Origin of the sequence: Streptomyces sp. NPDC002232, from assembly GCF_042890295.1 — a bacterium.
Lineage (GTDB): Bacteria > Actinomycetota > Actinomycetes > Streptomycetales > Streptomycetaceae > Streptomyces.
In genome coordinates this window covers 412,576-434,235 of record NZ_JBIARV010000004.1, presented here as the reverse complement: position 1 = coordinate 434,235, position 21,660 = coordinate 412,576, and the positions used below count along the sequence as shown (strand labels likewise).

The window sequence follows — 21,660 nt, the reverse complement described above, 5'->3', positions numbered from 1 at the left end:
CCACCTCGATGCCCCAGCCCCGACTCGTTCCCGAACCCTCCCAACTCCAGCCGCTACCCGGCACGTTCACCTTCGACGCGGCGACCGCCCTCAAGGTCTCGCCGGGCGCCGAGGGCGCCGCGGGACTGCTGCGCACCCTGCTCGGCCCGGCCACCGGCCTGCCGCTGCCCTCCCGCGCGGACGGCTCCGTCGTCCTGGCGCTCGACCGCGCCCTCACCGGTCTCGGCGAGGAGGGATACGGCCTGACCGTCGGCGCCGAGGGCGTCCTGCTGCGGGCCGCCCGGCCCCAGGGACTCCTCGCCGGCGTGCAGACCCTCCGCCAGCTGCTGCCCGTCGAGGCCCTGCGCGCCGAACCCGTGGCGGGCGTCGCCTGGTCGGTGCCCTGCGTGCAGATCACCGACATCCCGCGCTTCCCCTGGCGCGGCTCCATGCTCGACGTCGCGCGGCGCTTCCGCCCCGTCTCGTACCTGCGGCGGTACGTCGACCTCCTCGCCCTCCACAAGCTCAACGTCCTCCACCTCCATCTCACCGACGACCAGGGCTGGCGCATGCCGGTCGCGGCGCTCCCGCGGCTCACCGAGGTCGGCGGGCTGCCGCACGGTGGGGCCTACACCCGGGCGGAACTCACCGGACTGGTGGCGTACGCGGCGGAGCGGGGCGTCACCGTCGTGCCCGAGATCGAGATGCCGGGGCACGTCCGCGCGGCGCTCGCCGCCTACCCCGAGCTGGGCAACCACCCCGGCCGCCGCTATGAGGTCTGGGACCGGTGGGGCGTGTGCGACACGATCCTCGGCGTCCACGACGGCGCCCTCGACTTCTGCCGCACGGTCCTGGACGAGGTCATGGAGGTCTTCCCCTCCCCGTACGTGCACATCGGCGGCGAGGAGTGCCCCGCCACCGAGTGGCACCACGCCCCGGCCGCGCTGCGCAGGGCCGCCGAGGAGGGCCTGCCGGGACCCTCCGCCCTGCACGGCTGGTTCATGGAGCGGATCGGTCGCCATCTGCTCGACGCGGGCAGGCTGCCGCTGAGCTGGACGGAGAACGGCGCGGACCTCCCGTCGTACTTCACCGTCATGCCCTGGCGCGACGCCGACCACGGGCGGACGGCCGTCCGGCGCGGGCACCGCGTCATCATGGCGCCCCATCGCACCACCTACCTCGACTACCCCCAGTCGGCCAGCCCCGCCGAGCCGCCCGGCCAGGCCGGCGAGGTCGTCGACCTGCGGACCGTGCACGGCAACGAACCGGCTCCGGCCGACTGGACCCCCGAGGAGGCCGCCCAGGTCCTCGGCTCCCAGGTGCAGTTGTGGACCGAGTACGTGCCCACTACCGCGCACGCCGAGTACCTGACCTTCCCCCGGCTCTGCGCGCTCGCCGAGGTCGTCTGGACCGGACGCCACGACTGGCCGGGCTTCCAGGAACGCCTGCGGCACCACAGGACACGGCTCGACGCCCTCGGGGTGCCGCGCCGGCTGCCTCCCACGCCCGCGGCGGCGGTCCTCACGCCCGCGCCGTGAGCGCGCGTGCCCACCCCGCGCCCGGACCCGCCCGTGCCGGGCCCCACCCCGCGCACCCCTCCCCGCCTGCTCGTACGCCGGTCCCGTCCGCGCGTACGTCAGCCGCACCACCCGTCCGCACCTCCGCCCCACCCCGTCCCAGGAGAGGAATCACCATGAACGACCCCACCCGGACCAGGAACCTGCGGATCCGAGCCGCGCTCGCCGTCGCCGCGGTGACCGGGCTCGGCGCCACCGCTCTCACCGCCCTCCCGGCCGCCGCCGCCGGTGAGGCCCTCACCGTTCAGTACCGGCAAAGCTCGACTGGCGGCGACCAGGTCGAGCCCTGGCTCAAGGTGGTCAACACGGGCGCGTCGAGCGTGCCGCTGAGCCAGGTCAAGGTCCGCTACTACTTCAAGGCCGACGCGGGAGCCTCGTACACCTACGCCTGCTCCTGGGCCGTGAACGGCTGCGCGAACCTCACCGGCACCTTCGGCACCCTCGCCCACCCCACCGCGACCGCCGACCGCTACCTGGAGGTCGGCTTCACCGCCGGCGCCGGCTCCCTGGCGCCCGGCGCGGACACCGGCGACATGCAGCTGCGCTTCCACCGGTCCAACTGGCAGTCGCTGAACCAGAGCGACGACTACTCGTTCGGTCCGGCCCAGACGACGTACGCCAATTGGTCCAAGGTCACGGCGACCGTGGGCGGCGTGCAGGTCTGGGGCACCGCGCCGGTCGGCAACGAGCCCACCCCGACGCCCACCGACCCCACCACGCCCCCGACCACCCCGCCGCCCACCGGGGCCGCGCTCTTCGACGACTTCGACTACACCGGGCACACGGACCCGGCCCTCGTCGCCCATGGCTGGAGCGTGCGCTCCAACTCCGGCGGCCCCGGCGTGCCCGGCGCCACCTGGGCCCCCGAGAACGTGACCTTCGCCAAGGACGGCACCAACTCGATCATGAACCTGCGGACCTCGACCGCGGGGACCGGCGAGTCCACCCGTCACACCGAGATCCTCACCCGTGCCTCCAAGTTCAAGAACGGGACCTACGCGGCGCGCGTGCGCTTCTCCGACGCGCCGCTCTCGGGCCCGGACGGCGACCACCTCGTCCAGACCTTCTTCACCATCAACGACCTCAAGGCCCCGATGGCCGACGACTACGCGGAGTACGACTTCGAGTACCTGCCCAACGGCGGCTGGGGCGAGCCCGCCAACATCCTCTACACGACCTCGTGGGAGACCTACCGGCCCGACCCCTGGGAGGCCGTCAACCAGCACTCCGAGTCCCGCACGAGCCACGACGGCTGGCACGACCTCGTCCTGACCATCGACGACAGCGCGATCGTCTACTACGTCGACGGCCGGGAGTTCGGCCGGCACGACGCCCGCTACCTTCCCGAGCGCCCCATGTCCATCAACTTCAACCAGTGGCTGATCGACCTGGCCGGCCAGACGTCGACCGCTCCCCGCGCCTACGACCAGAAGGTCGACTACGTCCTGTACGTCAAGGACCAGGTGCTCACACCGGCCCAGGTGGCCGCCAAGGTCGGCGCCTACCGCTCCGCGGGCACCACCTTCGAGGACGGCGTCCCCGCCGCGCAGTGACTCCGGCGGGGCCCGGTCCGCACCGGACCGGGCCCCGCCGCGGGCCGTCCGGAGGCCGGTGGCGGGCGCGCCCGTCACCGGCCGTGCGCCCCCCGTACACGCCGTGCACGGTCGACGCCCCCTCCGCGCCCCCTTCCCGATATGTCCGAATCACCCCCGCCTGGACGTGAAGCACCTCACTCTCCGTAAGCCTTTCCGCATGGAACGGAGGGGCCAGGGCAGGGGGCCGAATCACCGGGCGACCGGCAGGGGGACTCGGAGAACGGAAGGCCAGACACAACGTGACCGCAGCACGACAGACCATTCATGTGGGCGGAGAGTGGCGCGCAGCCCTGTCCGGAGCCACGCGCGAGATCCTCGACCCCGCCGACGCGACGCCCTTCGCCGTCGTGGCCGAGGGCGGCGTCCAGGACACGGACGACGCCGTGGCCGCGGCACGGGCCGCCTTCGACGACGGTTCCTGGCCCCGGACGACGGCCGCCGAGCGCGCCGCCCTGCTGCGACGGGTCGCCGACCTCCTCAAGCGCGACCGCGAGCTGATCGGCGCGCTGGAGAGCCAGGACGCCGGCAAGACGCTGGAGGAGGGCCGCGTCGACGTCGACTGCGTCCGCGACGCCTTCCTCTACTTCGCCGACCTCGTCGCGAACGAGGACGCCGGCGGCCGGATCGTCGACGCCGGGTCCGAGGACATCCGCAGCGTCGTCGTCCACGAGCCGGTCGGGGTCTGCGCCCTGATCACGCCGTGGAACTATCCGCTGCTCCAGGCCAGCTGGAAGATCGCGCCCGCCCTCGCGGCCGGCAACACCTTCGTGATCAAGCCCAGCGAGATCACCCCGCTGAGCACCGTCGTCCTGGTCGAACTGCTCCTGGAGGCCGGACTTCCGCTCGGCGCGGCCAACATCGTCACCGGCCCCGGAGACACCGTCGGCGCGCGGCTCGCCGAGCACCCCGACGTCGACCTCGTCTCCTTCACGGGCGGGCTCGTCAGCGGCACGAAGGTCGCCAGGGCCGCCGCCGACAGCGTGAAGAAGGTCGCGCTCGAACTCGGCGGCAAGAACCCCAACGTCGTCTTCGCCGACGCCTGTGCGACGCCCGAGGACTTCGACACCGCCGTCGACCAGGCGCTCAACGCCGCCTTCATCCACAGCGGCCAGGTCTGCTCGGCCGGCTCCCGGCTCATCGTCGAGGAGTCGCTGCGCGAGCGCTTCGTCACCGAACTCGCCCGTCGCGCCGCGCACATCCGGCTGGGACGCGGCACCGAGGACGGCGTCGAGTGCGGGCCGCTGGTGTCCGCCGCCCAGCTGGCGAGGACCGAGGAGTACGTCGCCTCCGCCCTGGCCGAGGGCGCGGTCCTGCGCGCCGGCGGCGAGCGGCCGGACGGCCCCGGCTACTTCTACCGGCCCACGGTCCTCGACCGGTGCGACCGCGGCATGCGGGTCGTCCGCGAGGAGGTCTTCGGGCCCGTCCTCACCGTCGAGACCTTCCGCACCGAGGCGGAGGCCGTCGCCCTCGCCAACGACACCGAGTACGGGCTCGCCGGAGCGGTGTGGACCTCGGACGAGGAGCGCGCCACCCGGGTCGCGGCCCTGCTGCGCCACGGCACGGTCTGGATCAACGACTTCCACCCCTACCTGCCGCAGGCCGAATGGGGCGGCTTCGGGAAGTCCGGCATCGGCCGTGAACTGGGCCCCAGCGGCCTCGCCGAGTACCGCGAGACGAAGCACGTCTACCGGAACCTCGCCCCGCGCCCCGTGCGCTGGTTCGCGGGCCAGACGCGGAAGGACCAGGCATGAGCGACCAGCACGTGTACGACTACGTCGTCGTCGGCGGCGGCACGGCCGGTTCGGTGATCGCCTCCCGGCTGACCGAGGACCCCGACGTCTCCGTCGCCGTCATCGAGGGCGGACCCAGCGACGTCGGACGGGACGACGTCCTCACCCTGCGGCGCTGGATGGGACTGCTCGGAGGCGAGCTGGACTACGACTACCCCACCACCGAGCAGCCCCGGGGCAACTCGTACATCCGGCACAGCCGCGCCCGGGTGCTGGGCGGATGCTCCTCGCACAACACCCTCATCGCCTTCAAGCCCCTCCCGTCCGACTGGGACGAGTGGGCCGAGGCCGGTGCCGAGGGCTGGGACGCCGCGGCCATGGACCCCTACTTCGCCCGGCTGCGCAACAACATCGTCCCCGTCGACGAGGCCGACCGGAACGCCATCGCGAAGGACTTCGTCGACGCGGCGCGGAGCGCACTCGGAGTGCCGCGCGTGGAGGGCTTCAACCGCGCGCCCTTCGACGAGGGCGTCGGCTTCTTCGACCTCGCCTACCACCCGGAGAACAACAAGCGGTCGTCCGCCTCGGTGGCCTACCTCCACCCGTTCCTGGACCGGCCGAACCTGCACATCGCCCTGGAGACCTGGGCGTTCCGCCTGGAGTTCGAGGGGACCCGCGCGACAGGCGTGCACCTGCGCACCAAGGAGGGCACGGAGCACGTCGTCCGCGCCCGGCGCGAGATCCTCGTGTGCGCGGGCGCCGTGGACACCCCGCGCCTGCTGCTGCACTCCGGGGTGGGTCCGCGCGCCGACCTGGAGAAGCTCGGCATCCCCGTCGTGCACGACCTGCCGGGCGTGGGGGAGAACCTCCTGGACCATCCGGAGTCGGTGATCGTGTGGGAGACCCACGGCCCGATCCCCGAGAACTCGGCGATGGATTCGGACGCGGGTCTGTTCGTCCGCCGGGACCCGGCGGCCGAGGGGCCGGACCTGATGTTCCACTTCTACCAGATCCCGTTCACCGACAACCCCGAGCGGCTGGGCTACGAACGGCCCGCGCACGGCGTGTCGATGACCCCCAACATCCCCAAGCCGCGCAGCCGCGGCCGGCTCTACCTGACGAGCGCCGACCCCGAGGACAAGCCGGCCCTCGACTTCCGCTACTTCACCGACGAGGACGACTACGACGGCAGGACGCTCGTCGACGGGATCCGGATCGCCCGGCGGATCGCGGCGAGCGAGCCGCTGGCCGGATGGCTGAAGCGCGAGGTGTGCCCGGGTCCCGAGGTGACCTCCGACGAGGAGCTCAGCGCCTACGCCCGGCAGGTCGCGCACACCGTCTACCACCCCGCCGGCACCTGCCGGATGGGCGCCGCCGACGACGAACTCGCCGTGGTCGCACCCGATCTGCGGATCCGGGGCCTGGACGGCATCCGCGTCGCCGACGCGTCCGTCTTTCCGACGATGACCGCCGTCAATCCCATGATCGGCGTGCTGATGGTCGGCGAGAAGTGCGCCGACCTGCTGGCAGGGAGGAACCGATGAACACCTCGTACGCTCCGACCCGCACCACCACCTCGGCCGAACCCTCCGAGGGGTCCGTCTTCTCCGTACGCGGCCTGTGGAAGGTCTTCGGCCCGAAGGCCGACCGCGTGCCGGCCGACCCGGAGCTCGCCGGGCTCGACGCCGCCGAGCTGCGCGAGCGGACCGGCTGCACCGCCGCCGTCCGCGACGTCTCCTTCGACGTCGGCAAGGGCGAGGTCTTCGTCGTCATGGGCCTCTCGGGCTCGGGCAAGTCGACCCTCGTGCGCTGCCTGACCAGGCTCATCGAGCCGACCTCGGGCACGATCGCCATCGACGGCGAGGACGTCCTGTCCATGGACTCCGGCCGGCTCCGCGAGCTCCGCCGCCACCGGGCCGCGATGGTCTTCCAGCACTTCGGGCTGCTGCCGCACCGCACGGTGCTCGACAACATCGCCTACGGGCTGGAGATCCAGGGCGTGGGGCGCGGCGAACGCCGCGAGCGGGCGGCGGAGTTCGTCAGCAAGGTCGGTCTGGAGGGCATGGAGCAGCGCCGCCCGGCCCAGCTGTCCGGCGGTCAGCAGCAGCGGGTCGGTCTGGCCCGCGCCCTGGCCGCGGACCCCGAAGTCCTTCTGTTCGACGAGCCGTTCAGCGCGCTGGACCCGCTCATCCGCCGGGACATGCAGGAAGAGGTCGTCCGCCTGCACCGGGAGGAGGGACGCACGATGGTCTTCATCACGCACGACCTGAGCGAGGCGCTCAAGCTCGGCGACCGCATCGCGCTGATGCGCGACGGCCGGATCGCGCAGATCGGCACACCGGAGGAGATCGTGGGCTCCCCCGCCGACGACTACGTCAGGGACTTCGTCCGGGACGTGCCGCGCGAGCAGGTGCTGACCGTCCGCTCGGCGATGCGCCCCGCGCTCGCCGACGAGGCCGGGTCCGGTCCCGCGCTCACCCCGGGCGCCACCGTCCAGGAGGCCATCGAAGCCGTCGCCCGGACGGGCGAGAACGCGCGGGTCGTGGACCACGGCCGCTGCCTCGGCGTGGTGGACCACGCGGGACTGCTGCGGGTGGTCGCCGGCGTCCCCGCCGCACCGGGAGAGGCGGTGGCCTGATGTACTCGCACACCACGTGGCCGCCGCCGTGCGGCACGCCCGGTGACGGCGCCCCCCGGGAACGCCTCACTGGGCACCTCAGCCCCTCCCCCGGCTCCTCGGACCCCGCGCGTCACGCCGGACGCACAGTCGGCGCGGCGGACGGCGGGCGGACGGACCGCACCGCGGCCCGGTCGGCCGACGGGTGGGCGTACGCACACCTCCTCCGCCGGTGCGCGGACGAGAGGCCGTCCCGCGTCCGGTCCGCGCACCCGACGCGGGGCGGGCGGACGGACGATCCTGGCCTTCGCCGGTCCGCCGACCGGACGCGCGGCGCGGGGCGGTGGGTGCGATGACCGTGACCGCTCCTCCCGCCTCCGCCCGCCGCGCCTCCGCCACCTCCGGAACGGCCGCCGCCCGGCCCGGCCTGCGGCACGCACTCACCCGTCACCGGGGCCCGCTGATCGCCGGGGCCACGGCCCTCGCGCTCCTCCTCGGCGCCGTCCTCCTGGGCGGCGGCGGCTGGCCCGGAGCGCTCTCCGTCGACCTGTCCGCTCCGCTCGAACGCGGCAGCGACTGGATCATCGGCAACCGTGACAGTCACCCGCTGTTCCTCTACTTCCTCGGCCACGTGAGCAACGCGGTGGTCCTCGCGGTCCGCGCGGTGTACCTGGTGCTGCTCGCCGTCGGCTGGGCCGGCGTCACCGCCGCCGTGGGCCTGGTGGCCTGGCGGGTCGCCGGAATCAGGCTGGCCCTGGTGTCCGTCGCCGCGTTCGGCCTCTGCGGCCTGCTCGGCATGTGGGTGCCCACCCTCCAGACGCTCGCCCTGATGGTGGTCGCCGTCGCCGCTTCGGTGCTGCTCGGCGGCCTCCTCGGGCTCGCCGCCGGTCTCTCGGACCGCATGCACCGCGTCCTGCGCCCGGTCCTCGACACCATGCAGGTGCTGCCGGCCTTCGCGTACCTGCTGCCGGTCGTCCTCGTCTTCGGCATCGGCGTGCCCGCGGCCGTCCTCGCGACCGTGGTGTACGCCGCCCCGCCCATGGCCCGTCTCACCGCGCTCGGACTGCGCGGCGCGGACGCCGGTGTCATGGAGGCGGTCGCGTCCCTCGGCGCCACCGGCCGGCAGCGGCTGCTGACCGCCCGGCTCCCGCTGGCCCGCCGGGAGCTCCTGCTCGGCGTCAACCAGTCGATCATGATGGCCCTCGGCATGGCCGTGATCGCGTCCGTCATCGGGGCCGGCGGCCTCGGCGACCGCGTCTACCAGGCGCTGGCCTCCGTCGACGTCGGTGCCGCGCTCGCCGCCGGTGTGCCGGTCGTGCTGCTCGCCATCGTCCTGGACCGCGTCACCGCCGCGGCGGGCGAGCGCGTCGGCGCCGCTCCCGGCCGACGGACCGGGCTCGGTCCGGTCCTCGCCCTCGCGGTGACGGCGGCCGTCGCCGTCGCGGGTCGGCTGACCGACCGGCTGTCCTGGCCGGAGTCCTGGACCGTCGACATCGCCGAGCCCGTCAACCGGGCCGTCGACTGGATGACCGCGCACCTCTACTCCGGTGTGCCCGTCGTCGGCGGCACCGCCGACTGGGCCGGGCGGTTCACCACCTGGGTCCTCAACCCCCTGCGCGACGGTCTGCAGTGGCTGCCCTGGTGGGCGGTCCTGGTGACGGTCGCCGCCCTCGCCCTGCTCATCGGCACGTGGCGCACCGCCGCGACGGCCGTGCTCGCCATGGCGGCGATCGGTGTCCTGGGTGTCTGGGACCCGGCCCTCGACACCCTGTCGCAGGTGCTGGCCGCCGTCGCCGTGACGCTGCTGCTCGGCGTCCTCCTGGGCGTCGCCGCCGCCCGCAGCGCCCGCCTGGGGCGGGCCCTGCGCCCGGTGCTCGACGTCTTCCAGACCATGCCTCAGTTCGTGTACCTCATCCCCGTCGTCGCCCTCTTCGGCGTGGGCCGGGCCCCGGCGGTCGCGGCCGCCGTGGTCTACGCGCTGCCCGCCGTCGTACGGATCACCGCGGAGGGGGTGCGCGGGGTGGATCCGTCCGTGATGGAGTCCTCGCGGTCCCTGGGCGCGACCGGGCTCCAGCAGCTCTTCCACGTCCAACTGCCCCTCGCGCGGCCCGCGCTGCTGCTCGCCGTCAACCAGGGCGTGGTCCTGGTGCTCGCCGTGGTCGTCATCGGCGGCCTGGTCGGCGGTGGCGCGCTCGGTTACGACGCGGTCTTCGGTCTCGCCCAGGGCGACCTGGCGACCGGTCTGGTCGCCGGCGCGGCGATCGTCTGCCTCGGCCTGACGCTCGACCGGGTCACCCAGCCGACGGAACGCCGCGCCCACGCCGGAAAGGGGGCCTGAGATGGCTCGCACACGTCTCGCCGCACTCGTCACCGTGGCCGCCCTCGCGGCCGGTCTCACCGGCTGCGGCGCCGCCGACATGACCCGGCAGGCCTCCCCGTACGCCGACGCGAAGGGCTCCCGCACGGTGACCCTGTCCGTGCAGTCGTGGGTGGGCGCCCAGGCCAATGTCGCCGTCGCCCAGTACCTGCTGGAGCACGAGCTCGGCTACCGGGTGGACACCGTCCAGATCGACGAGGTGCCCGCCTGGGACGCCCTGAGCCAGGGCCGGGTCGACGCCATCCTGGAGGACTGGGGCCACCCGGACGAGGAGAAGCGGTACATCGACGACAAGGGGACGATCCGGCGGGGCGGCGACCTCGGGGTGACCGGGCACATCGGCTGGTTCGTGCCGACGTACTTCGCCGAGAAGCACCCGGACGTCACCGACTGGAGGAACCTGAACCGGTACGCCGACGCCTTCCGCACCGCGGAGAGCGGCGGCAAGGGCCAGCTGATGGACGGTTCCCCGTCCTACGTCACGAACGACAAGGCGCTCGTGGAGAGTCTGGACCTCGACTACCAGGTCGTCTTCGCGGGCTCGGAAGCGGCGCAGATCACGCAGATCAAGCAGTTCGCCAAGGAGAAGAAGCCGTTCCTGACCTACTGGTACAAGCCCCAGTGGCTGTTCGAGAAGGTCCCCATGACGGAGGTGAAGCTGCCGCCCTACAAGGAGGGCTGCGACGCCGACCCGAAGAAGGTGGCCTGCGCGTACCCGCACACGCCGCTCCAGAAGTTCCTCAACGCTCGCTTCGCCGAGGGCGGGGGTGACGCGGCCGCGTTCCTGAAGAAGTTCCACTGGACGACCGACATGCAGAACGACGTCGCGCTGATGATCGCCGAGGAGAAGCTGTCGCCGCAGGAGGCGGCCGGCCGGTGGGTGAAGGAGAACGAGTCCACCTGGCGGGCGTGGCTCCCGTCCTGACGACGGGCGGACGGCCCCCGTCGCCCCGGACCGCCCGCCCACTCGCCGTGCGGGCTCCCCGGCCGTGACGCCCCCGAGCGGCCCCGTCTCCCGCCCGCTACGGCGGCGGGGCGGGGCCGCTCGGGCGCGTGCCGGGGTCGCGCCGGGCGAGCAGGTCGGTGATCAGAGCGAGCGGAGGCCACGCGCGGCGGCCCTGGCGTGCGACGGCGTGCGCCCGGAGCTCGACGTGGGGGTCGGCGAGCGGGACCAGACGGACCGCGGGAAAGGTCGGTGTGGCGACCGGCAGCAGTCCCACCCCGAGCCCCGCGGTGATCATCCCCTGGACGAGGTCGAGGCTGTCCGCCCGGTGGGTGATCCGGGGCGTGAACCCGGCCATCGACGCGAGCGTGCGGACGACCGTCTCGTCCGCGGTGTGACGTGAGTTGACGATCCAGTCCTGGTCGCGGAAGCGGGCGAAGACCTCCGGGGCGGCCGCGCCTTCGGGCACGTCGGCGCGCGACGGGACGCCGAGGCCCCAGGGCGCGGTCCACAGGGCAGTGGCGTGGACCGAGGGGTCGGGGGCCGCGGGCGCGAGGTTGTAGTCGTAGGTGAGCGCGAGGTCCGTCTCGTCGGCGGCCAGCAGGGCCAGTGCCTCGGGGGGCTCGTGCTCGCGGACGAGGACGTGCAGCCGGGTGTGGCGGGTGGCCAGCTCGGTGACCAGCGGCAGGAGGTGCAGGCGGACGGCGGTGGCGAAGCCCGCCACCCGCAGGGTCCCGTTCGGCTCGGCGCCGGGGGCCAGGTCCAGACGGGCGGCTTCGACGGCGGCGACGATCACCGCGGCGTGCTCGGCCAGCCGGCGGCCGGCCGGGGTGAGCCGGACCCGTCGCCCGTCCGGCTCGATCAGGTCGACGCCCATCTCCCGGGCGAGGACGCCGAGCTGCTGCGAGACGGTCGAGGTGGTGGTGCCCACCACGTCCGCGACCTCGCGCATCGAGCCGAGCCGGGACAGTTCCATGAGCAGACGCAGGCGCCGTGTCTCCATGGACTCATTGTCCAGGATCGTCGAACGGAACGTTCATGATCGGCACGTGGACACGAATGGTGTAGGGGACATTCACTGGGTCCATGAGTGTGCCGAAGCCTTCCCGCCGCCCCCGTCCGAGTGCCGCCCGGACGGGGTTCCTCATGGCGGTCACGTCCATGTCCACCGTCCAGCTCGGCTCGGCCCTGACCGTGCCGCTGTTCGGCCAGCTGGGCGCGTCGGGCACGGCGGGACTGAGGCTGGGGTGGGCCGGGGTGCTCCTGCTCGTCCTGGTCCGGCCCCGGCGCCGCGACTTCGACCGGCGGGACCTGACGGCCTGCGGCGTGCTCGGCGTGGCGACCGCGGGCATGATGCTCTTCTTCATGCTCGCCCTCTCCCGGCTGCCGCTGGGCACCGCGAGCGCCCTGGAGTTCCTCGGTCCGCTGGCGGTGTCCCTGTACGGGCCCGGGCACGGCCGCAGGGCGTGGACGGCCGCGGCGGCGCTCGGCGTCGTGCTGCTGACCGAGCCCTGGCACGGTCGGCTCGATCTGCTCGGCGTGGGCTACGCGCTCGCCGCCGCGGCCTGCTGGGCGGCGTACATCCTGCTGACCCAGCGCGTCGGCGACCGCGTCACCGGTCTGAAGGGGCTGGCCGTGTCGATGCCCGTCGCGGGCGTCCTCGGTCTGCTCGTCGCCGCGCCGACCCTCGCGGTCCACGTCACCTGGCCGACCCTGTGGATCATGCTGGCCCTGGCCGCGCTGAGCCCCGTGCTCCCCTTCGCCCTGGAGTTCCTCGCCCTGCGCCGCCTGACGACCTCGGCCTTCGGCACCCTGATGAGCCTCGAACCGGCCATCGCCCTGCTCGTCGGCTTCCTCGTGCTCGGCCAGAAGCCCGGCCTGGCGTCGGCCACCGGCATCGTCCTCGTGGTCGTCGCCGGCATCGGAGCCACCCGCACCGGCGCCCGCCCCACGACACCACCGGAGCCCCTCGCGCCGCACGACCCCCGGACGCGCGTCCAGGAACTCTCCTGACACACGCGTCCGGGGGGACCGGCCGGAGACACCCCGCGTCGCCCGCCGGTCGTCGTCCGCGGGGTCAGGGGCGGGCCGTGAGGTAGCCGCCCATGGAGGTGAAGTACTCCGTCGCGGGGAGTTCGCGGCCGTCGTGGGTGCGGACCCGGGTGATCGCGAGGCCGTGGTTGCGGCCGGTGCGGGCGTCCGCTCCGGCGACGACCACCACGCCCTCGCCCTCGCGGTAGAAGATGCGGCCGGGCGTGCCGCCGTAGCGGCCCTCGGACACGACGGCGGAGAGGACCTCCAGGCGCTCGCCCTTGTGGAAGGTGAAGGCGGCCGGGTACGGCGCCGACTGGGCGCGCACCAGGCGCTCCAGGGCGTCGGCGGGCCAGGCCCAGTCGATCCGGATGTCCTCTTCGGCGCGCTTGTGGAAGAAGCTGGCGCGGGACCGGTCCTGGCGGGTGAACTCGGTCTCGCCGGACGCGATCCGGTCCAGGGCGCCGATCGTGACGGGGGCGATCAGGTCGACCGTCTTGTGGAAGAGGTCGGTGGCAGTGTCCGTCGGGCCGACGGCGACGGCGCGCTGGTCCACGATGTCGCCGGCGTCGAGCACCTCGTCCATCATGTGCGCGGTGACGCCGACTTCGGTCTCCCCGTTGATGAGGGCCCAGATCAGCGGCGAGAAGCCGGCGTACTTCGGCAGCAGCGAGTCGTGGACGTTGAGCGTGCCGTGCTTCGGCAGGGTGTAGATGCGCGGCGGGATCCAGGTGCGCCAGTTGTTGGCGACGATGATGTCCGGGTCGGCCTCCTTGAGCCGCTGGAAGAGCTCCTCGTCGTCGGGACGGTTGCGGATGACGACGGGAACGCCGTTCTCCTCGGCGAGTTCGGCGACCGAGTCGCTCCAGATCTTCTCGTAGGCGTGCTCGCTCTTGGGGTGCGTCACGACCATCACGACGTCGTGCTCGGAGTCCAGGAGCGCCTTCAGGGTGCGATGGCCCCAGGTCTGATAACCGAACATGACGACCCGCATGGGGGTTCCTCCTCAGAAGAGCGAAATGACAAGGGCTAAGTAAAGCAAGCCTTACCTAACGACGCAACGCTCCAGATTCTGGGCCTAATTGACCGAAGGATGGCCCATTTGACCGTTTTGTCTTGTCGACAGCCTCGACTGGATCAGGTTAGCTTTACCTAAGTTCCGCTCGGCTGCCGGTCACCGGTGCGCCTGGACTCCCCCTTTTCCCCCACCCGACAGAACGCCCGACAGGCGGCTGTCCCGCACGAACGGGAGTGACATGTCACAGGCTCTTCCTGGCGACGCACCACTGATCCACGACCTGATCGGCATCGGCTTCGGTCCGTCGAACGTCGCGATGGCGATCGCGCTCAGCGAGCACAACGCCCGCGTGGGAAGGCATGAGGCGGTCACCGCCCACTTCTTCGAGCAGCAGCCCGCCTTCGGATGGCACCGCGGCATGCTCATCGACGACGCGACGATGCAGGTGTCCTTCATGAAGGACCTCGTGACGCTGCGGAACCCCACGAGCGAGTACAGCTTCCTCTGCTACCTGCAGAGCAAGGGCCGCCTGATCGACTTCGTCAACCACAAGAACCTGTTCCCGCTCCGGGTGGAGTTCCACGACTACTTCGAGTGGGCCGCGGCGAAGGTCGACGACATGGTGTCGTACGGCCACCAGGTCGTCGCCGTCGAACCCGTCGTGCACGACGGCGTGGTGGAGTACCTCGACGTGACGGCCAGGTCCGGCGACGAGGTCGTCGTCCACCGGGCCCGCAACGTCATCATCGGCACCGGACTGCGCCCCCTCATGCCCGAGGGCGTCGAGCGCACCGACCACGTCTGGCACAACTCCGACCTGCTCGCGAAGGTGGAGGGCCTGGAGGGCAAGGATCCCGCCCGCTTCGTCGTCGTGGGCGCCGGCCAGAGCGCCGCCGAGAACGTGGCCTACCTGCACCGCCGCTTCCCCGAGGCCGAGGTCTGCGCGGTCTTCTCCCGCTACGGCTACAGCCCGGCGGACGACAGCAGCTTCGCCAACCGGATCTTCGACCCGCAGGCCGTCGACGAGTACTTCACCGCGCCGGAGGACGTCAAGAACCGGCTGATGGCCTACCACGGCAACACCAACTACTCCGTGGTGGACATCGACCTCATCGACGACCTGTACCGGCAGTCGTACCAGGAGAAGGTGCTCGGCACCGAGCGCCTGCGCTTCCTGAACGTCTCCCGCCTCACGGACGTCAAGGAGACCGCCGACGGGGTCCGCGCCACCGTCAAGTCCCTGGTCACCGGCGAGGAGAGCCTGGTCGACGCCGACGTCGTCGTCTGCGCCACCGGGTACCGGCAGGCGGACGGCCTGGGCCTGCTCGGCGAGGTGGCCGACCGCTGCCACCGCGACGACCTCGGCCGGGTCCGCATGGAGCGCGACTACCGCGTGGTCACCGACCCCGAACTGCGCTGCGGCATCTACCTCCAGGGCGGGACCGAGCACACCCACGGCATCACCTCCTCCCTGCTGTCGAACACCGCGATACGCGTCGGCGAGATCCTGGACTCGGTCCTCGAGCGCGGCCGCACGGCCGTGGCCGAAGCGGCCCGGCCCGTCGCGGAAGGCGCCGACAGCGCGGTCCGCTAGTCGCCTTCCGCCGCCCTGCCGTGCCTGTGGTGTGGTTCACACCGCGCCGGGCACGGCATCGGCATGTACAGCCCCGCACGCGAAAGGAACGTCCGTGCCCTCTGACAGTCGGCACCGCACCGCCGGTCCGCCCCTCGGCCCGCAGGAGGTGCCCGTGAGGGCCGCCGGACCTGCCGGGATAACGTACGCCGACATGGGCACGACTACAGTTGAACGTCCCGCGCCGGCGCGGACCTCGGAAGCACGGCGGCGGCGGATCACGGGGCTGGTCATCATCCTCGCGGTCCTCGTGGTCGGCGCGGTGGCCTCCGTCGCCGTCGGCGCGCGCGCGTTGAGTCCGGCCGAGGTGTGGCACGGTCTGTTCGCGGGGCCGGACCCCGATCAGAAGCTCACGGAGATACGTCTCATCGTGCAGACCGTACGGGTGCCCCGGACGGTCCTCGCGATCGTGGCGGGCATCGCGCTGGGCGTCGGCGGGGCCCTGATCCAGGGCTACACCCGTAACCCCATCGCGGACACCGGTCTGCTGGGGGTGAACACCGGCGCCTCGTTCGCCGTCGTGGCGGCCATCTCGCTGTTCGGGTTCACCGATCCGTTCCAGTACGTCTGGTTCGCCTTCCTGGGCGCCGCGCTCGCCGGTGTGGTCGTGTTCGGCCTGTCGAGCATCGGCCGGGGCGCCGGCAATCCGCTGACGCTGGCTCTGGCCGGGCAGGGCGTCACGGTGTTCCTCGCGGCCATGACGACGGCGGTCGCGCTGTCGGACAAGGCGGCGCTGAACGCCCTGCGGTTCTGGAACGCCGGCTCGGTGGCCGGTGTCCCCTTCGGGGTCATCTGGCCGGTGACCGCGTTCGTCGCGGTCGGCCTGGTGCTGGCCCTGGCCACCCTCCCGTCCGTCAACCTGCTCAACCTGGGCGACGACGTGGCCCGGGGACTGGGCGTGAACATCACGCTGATCCGGACCGTCGGGATCATCGCCATCACGCTGCTCGCGGGCGCGGCCACGGCGGCGTGCGGGCCCATCGCCTTCCTCGGGCTCATGGTGGCCCACCTGGCCCGGTACCTGGCCGGGCCCGACTACCGCTGGCTGGTCCCCTACGCCGGTCTGCTGGGCGCGGTCGTCCTCCTGCTCTGCGACGTCGTGGGGCGTCTGGTCGTGCGGCCGGGCGAGCTGGAGGCGGGCATTCTCGTGGCCCTCCTCGGCGCCCCGTTCTTCGCGGTCCTGGTCTGGCGAGGGAAGTTCAAGAGCGCATGAACGTGACGACGACGAAGAGTTCGATGACACCGGGTCTGCGACTGGGCCGGATGTCGTTCGCGTGGCGGCCGAGGGTCGCGCTGGTCACGCTGGTGCTGGCGGTCGCGGCGTTCCTCGGCTTCTGCCTCTCCATCGCCGTGGGCGACTTCCCCATCGGCCTGTCCCGGGTGGTCTCCACGCTCTTCGGCCTGGGCGAGCGGGTGGACGAGTTCGTGATCATGGACCTGCGCCTGCCGCGGGCCATGGCCGGCCTGGTCGTGGGGATCGCGCTGGGGGTGTCGGGCGCCCTCACCCAGTCCATCGCCCGCAATCCGCTGGCCAGTCCGGACATCCTGGGCATCACCAGCGGCGCCAGCGCGGTCGCCGTGTCCATGGTGACGCTGTCGGGGGGCGCGGTGACGGCCGTCGCCGGCTCCGTCGGCCTCCCCGTGGCGGCGCTCGCGGGCGGCCTCGGTACCGGACTGCTGGTGTACTTCCTGGCCTGGCGGCGCGGCGTCGACGGCTTCCGGCTCATCCTCATCGGCATCTCGGTCACCGCCGCGATGGAGGCGCTCACGACGTGGCTGCTGGCCCGCGCCGACATCCGTGACGTGGCCAGGGCCCAGGCGTGGCTGGTCGGTTCGCTGGACAACCGCTCGTGGGACGAGGTCCGGGTGGCCCTCTGGGGCACCCTCGTCATCCTGGCCGTCGTCGCGTGCGTCGCCTTCCAGTTCAAGCCCCTCCACTTCGGCGACGACGTGGCCGCGGGCCTGGGCGTGCGGTACGCGCTGGTGCGCGCGGTCCTGCTGCTCTGCGCGGTCCTCCTGGCCGGAATGGCGGTGGGCGCCGCCGGACCCGTCCCGTTCGTCGCCATGGTGGCGCCGCAGGTGGCGATGCGTCTGACGAAGTCCCCGACCCCGCCGTTCGTCGCCTCCGGCATGGTCGGGGCGGTGCTCCTGATCGGCTCGGACCTCGTCGCGCGGACCGCCCTGCCCATGACTCTGCCCGTCGGTGTGGTCACCGCGGCCTTCGGCGGCCCCTTCCTCGTCTACCTCCTGGTGCGAGCCAATCGCCACTAGGTGATAGAAAGGTTAGGCAAGCCTAATCAAGGGGGAGTCTTGGTCACTCACTTCACCACCGAGATCCGGTCCGGGGCGGACGCCCCTCGGTTGGCAGCCAGGGGGGTCACGGTCGGCTACGGCGACCGGACCGTCATCGACACCCTGGACGTGGACATCCCCCGAGGGGTGGTGACCACGATCATCGGCCCCAACGGATGCGGCAAGTCAACCCTGCTGCGCACCCTGTCGCGGCTGCTCAAGCCGTCCCGGGGGTCCGTCGTGCTGGACGGCGAGGACATCGCCCGGCTCAGGACCCGGGACGTGGCGAAGAAGCTCGGGCTGCTGCCGCAGACCCCGGTGGCGCCGGAGGGGCTGACCGTGGGCGACCTGGTGGCCAGGGGCCGGCACCCGCACCAGAGCTGGCTGCGGCAGTGGTCCTCGGACGACGTCTCCGTCGTGGAGCGGGCGCTGGCCATGACCGGGGTGTCCGATCTGGCCGACCGCCCGGTCGACTCGCTCTCCGGCGGCCAGCGCCAGCGCGTCTGGATCTCCATGACGCTCGCTCAGGGCACCGATCTGCTCCTGCTCGACGAGCCCACGACCTATCTGGACCTGGCGCACGCGCTCGACGTGCTCGACCTGGTCGACGACCTGCACGAGTCGGGGCGCACCGTGGTCATGGTGCTCCACGACCTCAATCTGGCCGTCCGCTACAGCGACAACCTGGTCGTGATGAAGGCGGGTTCGGTCCTGGCCCAGGGGCACCCGCGCGACGTGGTGACCGCCGAGCTGCTGCACGAGGCCTTCGGTCTGCGCGCGCTGGTGGTCGAGGACCCGGTGGGCGACCGGCCGCTGATCGTGCCGATCGGGCGGACCCATGTCCAGAGTCCGGGCAGCTGAGACCCAGGACGTTCAACTTAGGCTAGGCTTACCTCATTAGCTCAAGGTAAGGTTTGCCTGCCCTTAAGAGGGCCGCAGCGAACAGCATGAAAGCAAGGGAATCCGGATGCTCCTCGATCGAACGACGCGTATGAAGCCCTGGCAGCGAGTGGCGGCCACCGTGTCCGTCGCGGCCCTCGGCGTAGGACTTCTGACGGGCTGCGGCTCCGACTCGGCCGACAAGGACAAGAAGAGCGACGGCGCCGGTGCCCCGGCCGCCAACGGCGCCTTCCCGGTCACGGTTGAGCACGCGTTCGGATCCACCACGGTCAAGGAGGCCCCCAAGCGGGTCGTGACCGTGGGCTACACCGACGACCAGTCCGTCCTGGCCTTCGGCATCAAGCCGGTCGGCATGGTCGACCAGTACCCGAACCCGGCGGGCAAGAGCCCCGACATCAACACCCAGTGGCCCTGGGTCAAGAAGCAGTGGGGCGACGCCAAGCCCGAGGTCATCATGAACAACGGTGACGCCGGTCCCAACTTCGAGAAGATCGCCGCCCTGCGGCCCGACCTGATCATCGCGGTGTACTCCGAGGTCGACAAGGCCGCCTACGACAAGCTGTCGAAGATCGCCCCGACCGTCGGCCGCACCAAGGCCGAGAAGGAGCCGTTCAGCGCTCCGTGGCAGGACAACGCCCTCCAGATCGCCAAGGCGCTCGGCAAGGCCGACGAGGGCCAGAAGATGATCCAGGGCATCGACGACAAGCTGGCCTCGGTCAAGAAGGCGCACCCCGAGTTCGCGAACCAGAAGGCCGTCGTCGTGTCCTGGTACAAGGACGCGGTCAACCCCTTCACCACCACCGACGTGCGCGGCCAGATCCTGACCGGCATGGGCTTCAAGGGCCAGCCCGAGATCGACAAGATCGCCGGCGGCAAGTTCTCCACCGCGCTCTCCCCGGAGCGCATGGACCTCATCGACGTCGACCGCGTGTTCGTCGTCAACGACAAGGCCGACACGGACGCGCTGAAGAAGTTCGACCTCTTCACGAACCTGAAGGTCACCAAGAACAACAAGGTCTCGTACGTCCTCGACAGCGAGGGCCCGGCGGCCGGTGCGGCCATCTCGCAGGCCACGCTGCTGTCCATGCCGTACGCCATCGACGAGCTCGTCAAGTCGGTCGGCTAGGTGTGAGCGTCACCGACACGCGTCCCGTCCCGGTCACCACTCTGCGCACGACGACCGGCCGTGAGGCAGCCCGTTGGGTCGCGGCACTCTGCCGCAGGACCCCGTGGCTGACGGCCGCCACCGTGCTCAGCACGGTGGCCGGGGCGGCGCTCCAGATGCTCCCGGTACTCCTGATCGGCAAGGTGGTCGACGGAGTGGTCGAGGGCGAACCGCGCTCAGCCCTGGTCTCGACCGGGGTGTTGATGGTGGCCGCCGCGCTCCTCGGCGCGGCGGCCACCGCGCTGTCCACGTACCTGATCGGGCGGCTCGGCGCCGACCTCCTCGCGCAGCTGCGCGAGGGCGCCGTCCGGGCCGTCCTGGGCATGCCCAGCGCCCGCGTCGAGCAGGTGGGCCGGGGCGACGTGCTCTCCCGGGTCGGCGACGACGTCGCCGTGCTGTCCCGGGGCATCCGTTCGGCCATCCCCACGGTCTTCTCCGCGGGCGTGCTGGTGGTCGTCGCCACGATCGGCATGTTCGGGCTCGACTGGCGGCTCGGTCTGGCGGGTGCGTGCGCGCTGCCGGCCTACGGCCTGGCCCTGCGCTGGTACCTGCCCCGGTCCGCCCCGCTCTACCGCGAGCAGCGCGGCGCCCAGGCCGACCGCGCCCAGGCGCTGATCAGCGGCCTGAACGGAATCGAGACCGTACGGGCGTACCGGCTGGAAGAGACCTTCCGCGACAAGGTCGACACCGACTCGCGCCGGGTCCGGGACCTCGGCATCAGGGTCTTCCACTTCTTCGGCCGGTTCGTCGGCAGGGAGAACCGCGCGGAGTTCATCGGCCTGGTGCTGATCCTCGTCGTCGGCTACGTCCTGCTGGAGACCGGGTCCGCCACCCTCGGCGAGGTGTCGGCGGCGCCGCTGGTCTTCCACCGGCTCTTCACGCCGCTGGGCGCCATCATGTTCACCTTCGACGAGGCCCAGAAGTCGGGCGCGAGCCTGACGCGGCTCGTCGGCGTGCTGGCGGAGCCCTCGGCGGAGCGGCTGGTGGGCGACTCGACCGCCGCGCCGCGGGACGGGGAACCGTACCCGGTGGCGGTGGACGGTCTCACGTTCACCTATCCCGGCTCCGAGGAGCCGGTCCTGCGGGACGTCAGCCTCGCCATCCCGGCGGGCGGTTCACTGGCCCTGGTGGGCGCGACGGGCGCCGGCAAGACGACCCTGGCCGCGCTCATCGCCGGAATCGAGACCCCGCAGGCCGGGTCGGTACGCATCGGCTCGACCGATCTCGCCGATCTGGACGAGGTCGGGGCGAGGGCGCTGGTGAGCGTGCTGACCCAGGAGACCCACGTGTTCTCCGGGCCGCTCGCCGAGGACCTCAGGCTGGCGGCGCCGGAGGCGACCGACTCCGAACTGAGGGACGCGCTGCGCACCGTGGGCGCCCTCACCTGGGTCGAGGCGCTGCCCGAGGGGCTGTCGACTCCGGTCGGCGAGAGCGGCGAGCGGCTGGACGGCACGCAGGTCGCCCAGATCGCCCTGGCGCGCCTGGTGCTGGGGCGGGCTCCGGTGGTGGTGCTCGACGAGTCGACCGCCGAGGCGGGCAGCGAGGGCGCCGCCGAGCTGGAGCGGTCCGTCCAGGCCGCCTGTGCCGGCCGCACCACGCTGTTCGTGGCCCACCGGCTGACGCAGGCGATGGCCGCGGACCGGATCGCCGTGCTCGACGCGGGGCAGGTCGTGGAGCAGGGCACGCACGAGCAGTTGGTGGCCCTGGGCGGGCGTTACGCACGGCTCTGGCAGGCCTGGAGAGACGGTAGTTAGGTCAACCTAATTTAGGTTAGGCTGACCTTAGTACCTTGGAAGGGTGTTG

16 protein-coding genes are annotated in these 21,660 nt (G+C 72.2%); 14 read left to right on the top strand and 2 right to left on the bottom strand.

Translation table 11 applies throughout. The annotated features are described in order from the left end of the window. The first annotated feature begins 8 nt into the window (after window positions 1-8). The 7 genes from ACFYXU_RS19910 (at window position 9) to ACFYXU_RS19880 (ending at window position 10,800) form a co-directional block, all read left to right on the top strand. Window positions 9-1,517, top strand: a complete 1,509-nt coding sequence (locus ACFYXU_RS19910; RefSeq protein WP_389458921.1) for a beta-N-acetylhexosaminidase — start codon at window positions 9-11, stop codon at window positions 1,515-1,517. A 155-nt stretch (window positions 1,518-1,672) separates the two neighbouring features. Further along, window positions 1,673-3,109: a cellulose binding domain-containing protein gene (locus tag ACFYXU_RS19905; protein ID WP_389458919.1), complete on the top strand. Its 1,437-nt coding sequence runs from the start codon at window positions 1,673-1,675 to the stop codon at window positions 3,107-3,109. A gap of 281 nt (window positions 3,110-3,390) precedes the next feature. Next, on the top strand, window positions 3,391-4,902 hold the full coding sequence (locus tag ACFYXU_RS19900) for an aldehyde dehydrogenase family protein (RefSeq protein WP_389458917.1): 1,512 nt from the start codon (window positions 3,391-3,393) through the stop codon (window positions 4,900-4,902). Next, window positions 4,899-6,425, top strand: coding sequence for a GMC oxidoreductase (locus ACFYXU_RS19895; protein WP_329858622.1), 1,527 nt, complete (start codon window positions 4,899-4,901; stop codon window positions 6,423-6,425). The genes ACFYXU_RS19900 and ACFYXU_RS19895 overlap by 4 nt, the downstream gene beginning before the upstream one ends. Continuing rightward, window positions 6,422-7,519 carry a glycine betaine/L-proline ABC transporter ATP-binding protein gene (locus ACFYXU_RS19890; protein ID WP_389405935.1) on the top strand — a complete coding sequence of 366 codons (1,098 nt, stop codon included), beginning with the start codon at window positions 6,422-6,424 and terminating at the stop codon, window positions 7,517-7,519. The genes ACFYXU_RS19895 and ACFYXU_RS19890 overlap by 4 nt, the downstream gene beginning before the upstream one ends. A 331-nt stretch (window positions 7,520-7,850) precedes the next feature. After that, entirely contained in the window at window positions 7,851-9,836 is a 1,986-nt protein-coding gene (locus ACFYXU_RS19885) for an ABC transporter permease subunit (RefSeq protein ID WP_389458915.1), read from the top strand. A gap of 1 nt (window position 9,837) precedes the next feature. Further along, entirely contained in the window at window positions 9,838-10,800 is a 963-nt protein-coding gene (locus tag ACFYXU_RS19880; RefSeq protein WP_389458913.1) for an ABC transporter substrate-binding protein, read from the top strand. A gap of 97 nt (window positions 10,801-10,897) precedes the next feature. Here the strand turns inward: ACFYXU_RS19880 and ACFYXU_RS19875 are convergent, their stop codons facing one another. Next, window positions 10,898-11,821: a LysR family transcriptional regulator gene (locus tag ACFYXU_RS19875; RefSeq protein WP_389458911.1), complete on the bottom strand. Its 924-nt coding sequence runs from the start codon at window positions 11,819-11,821 to the stop codon at window positions 10,898-10,900. A 143-nt stretch (window positions 11,822-11,964) separates the two neighbouring features. On the opposite strand from ACFYXU_RS19875, the gene ACFYXU_RS19870 reads away from it, so the two are divergent. Beyond that, window positions 11,965-12,831: a DMT family transporter gene (locus tag ACFYXU_RS19870; RefSeq protein WP_389458909.1), complete on the top strand. Its 867-nt coding sequence runs from the start codon at window positions 11,965-11,967 to the stop codon at window positions 12,829-12,831. Between the two features lie 64 nt (window positions 12,832-12,895). Here the strand turns inward: ACFYXU_RS19870 and ACFYXU_RS19865 are convergent, their stop codons facing one another. After that, entirely contained in the window at window positions 12,896-13,843 is a 948-nt protein-coding gene (locus ACFYXU_RS19865; RefSeq protein ID WP_361391606.1) for a methionyl-tRNA formyltransferase, read from the bottom strand. A gap of 262 nt (window positions 13,844-14,105) precedes the next feature. Here ACFYXU_RS19865 and ACFYXU_RS19860 point away from each other — a divergent pair, with 262 nt between their 5' ends. From ACFYXU_RS19860 to ACFYXU_RS19835, 6 genes are all read left to right on the top strand, one after another. After that, a complete protein-coding gene (locus ACFYXU_RS19860) occupies window positions 14,106-15,461 on the top strand; it encodes a lysine N(6)-hydroxylase/L-ornithine N(5)-oxygenase family protein (protein ID WP_329858629.1) in 1,356 nt (451 codons plus the stop codon). Window positions 15,462-15,654: 193 nt separating this feature from the next. Next, the gene (locus ACFYXU_RS19855) at window positions 15,655-16,713 is read left to right on the top strand and encodes an iron ABC transporter permease (protein ID WP_329858630.1); all 1,059 of its coding nucleotides are present in this window, start codon (window positions 15,655-15,657) and stop codon (window positions 16,711-16,713) included. Next, entirely contained in the window at window positions 16,710-17,771 is a 1,062-nt protein-coding gene (locus ACFYXU_RS19850; protein ID WP_376515966.1) for a FecCD family ABC transporter permease, read from the top strand. Before ACFYXU_RS19855 ends, ACFYXU_RS19850 begins: the two co-directional genes overlap by 4 nt. Window positions 17,772-17,810: 39 nt before the next feature. Then, window positions 17,811-18,653, top strand: coding sequence for an ABC transporter ATP-binding protein (locus ACFYXU_RS19845; protein WP_376515968.1), 843 nt, complete (start codon window positions 17,811-17,813; stop codon window positions 18,651-18,653). A gap of 106 nt (window positions 18,654-18,759) precedes the next feature. Beyond that, window positions 18,760-19,818 (top strand): iron-siderophore ABC transporter substrate-binding protein, encoded by a 1,059-nt coding sequence (locus tag ACFYXU_RS19840; protein ID WP_376515970.1) that lies wholly within the window; start codon window positions 18,760-18,762, stop codon window positions 19,816-19,818. A gap of 2 nt (window positions 19,819-19,820) precedes the next feature. Beyond that, window positions 19,821-21,611 (top strand): ABC transporter ATP-binding protein, encoded by a 1,791-nt coding sequence (locus ACFYXU_RS19835; protein WP_376515972.1) that lies wholly within the window; start codon window positions 19,821-19,823, stop codon window positions 21,609-21,611. Window positions 21,612-21,660 lie beyond the last annotated feature (49 nt).

Excerpts from the sequence above, each read along its gene's own strand:
- ACFYXU_RS19885 (WP_389458915.1), top strand. The coding sequence starts at position 7,851 with ATGACCGTGACCGCTCCTCCCGCCTCCGCCCGCCGCGCCTCCGCCACC.
- ACFYXU_RS19890 (WP_389405935.1), top strand. The coding sequence starts at position 6,422 with ATGAACACCTCGTACGCTCCGACCCGCACCACCACCTCGGCCGAACCC.
- ACFYXU_RS19840 (WP_376515970.1), top strand. The coding sequence starts at position 18,760 with ATGCTCCTCGATCGAACGACGCGTATGAAGCCCTGGCAGCGAGTGGCG.
- ACFYXU_RS19910 (WP_389458921.1), top strand. The coding sequence starts at position 9 with ATGCCCCAGCCCCGACTCGTTCCCGAACCCTCCCAACTCCAGCCGCTA.
- ACFYXU_RS19855 (WP_329858630.1), top strand. The coding sequence starts at position 15,655 with ATGGGCACGACTACAGTTGAACGTCCCGCGCCGGCGCGGACCTCGGAA.
- ACFYXU_RS19850 (WP_376515966.1), top strand. The coding sequence starts at position 16,710 with ATGAACGTGACGACGACGAAGAGTTCGATGACACCGGGTCTGCGACTG.
- ACFYXU_RS19880 (WP_389458913.1), top strand. The coding sequence starts at position 9,838 with ATGGCTCGCACACGTCTCGCCGCACTCGTCACCGTGGCCGCCCTCGCG.
- ACFYXU_RS19905 (WP_389458919.1), top strand. The coding sequence starts at position 1,673 with ATGAACGACCCCACCCGGACCAGGAACCTGCGGATCCGAGCCGCGCTC.
- ACFYXU_RS19860 (WP_329858629.1), top strand. The coding sequence starts at position 14,106 with ATGTCACAGGCTCTTCCTGGCGACGCACCACTGATCCACGACCTGATC.
- ACFYXU_RS19870 (WP_389458909.1), top strand. The coding sequence starts at position 11,965 with ATGGCGGTCACGTCCATGTCCACCGTCCAGCTCGGCTCGGCCCTGACC.
- ACFYXU_RS19875 (WP_389458911.1), bottom strand. The coding sequence starts at position 11,821 with ATGGAGACACGGCGCCTGCGTCTGCTCATGGAACTGTCCCGGCTCGGC.
- ACFYXU_RS19895 (WP_329858622.1), top strand. The coding sequence starts at position 4,899 with ATGAGCGACCAGCACGTGTACGACTACGTCGTCGTCGGCGGCGGCACG.
- ACFYXU_RS19865 (WP_361391606.1), bottom strand. The coding sequence starts at position 13,843 with ATGCGGGTCGTCATGTTCGGTTATCAGACCTGGGGCCATCGCACCCTG.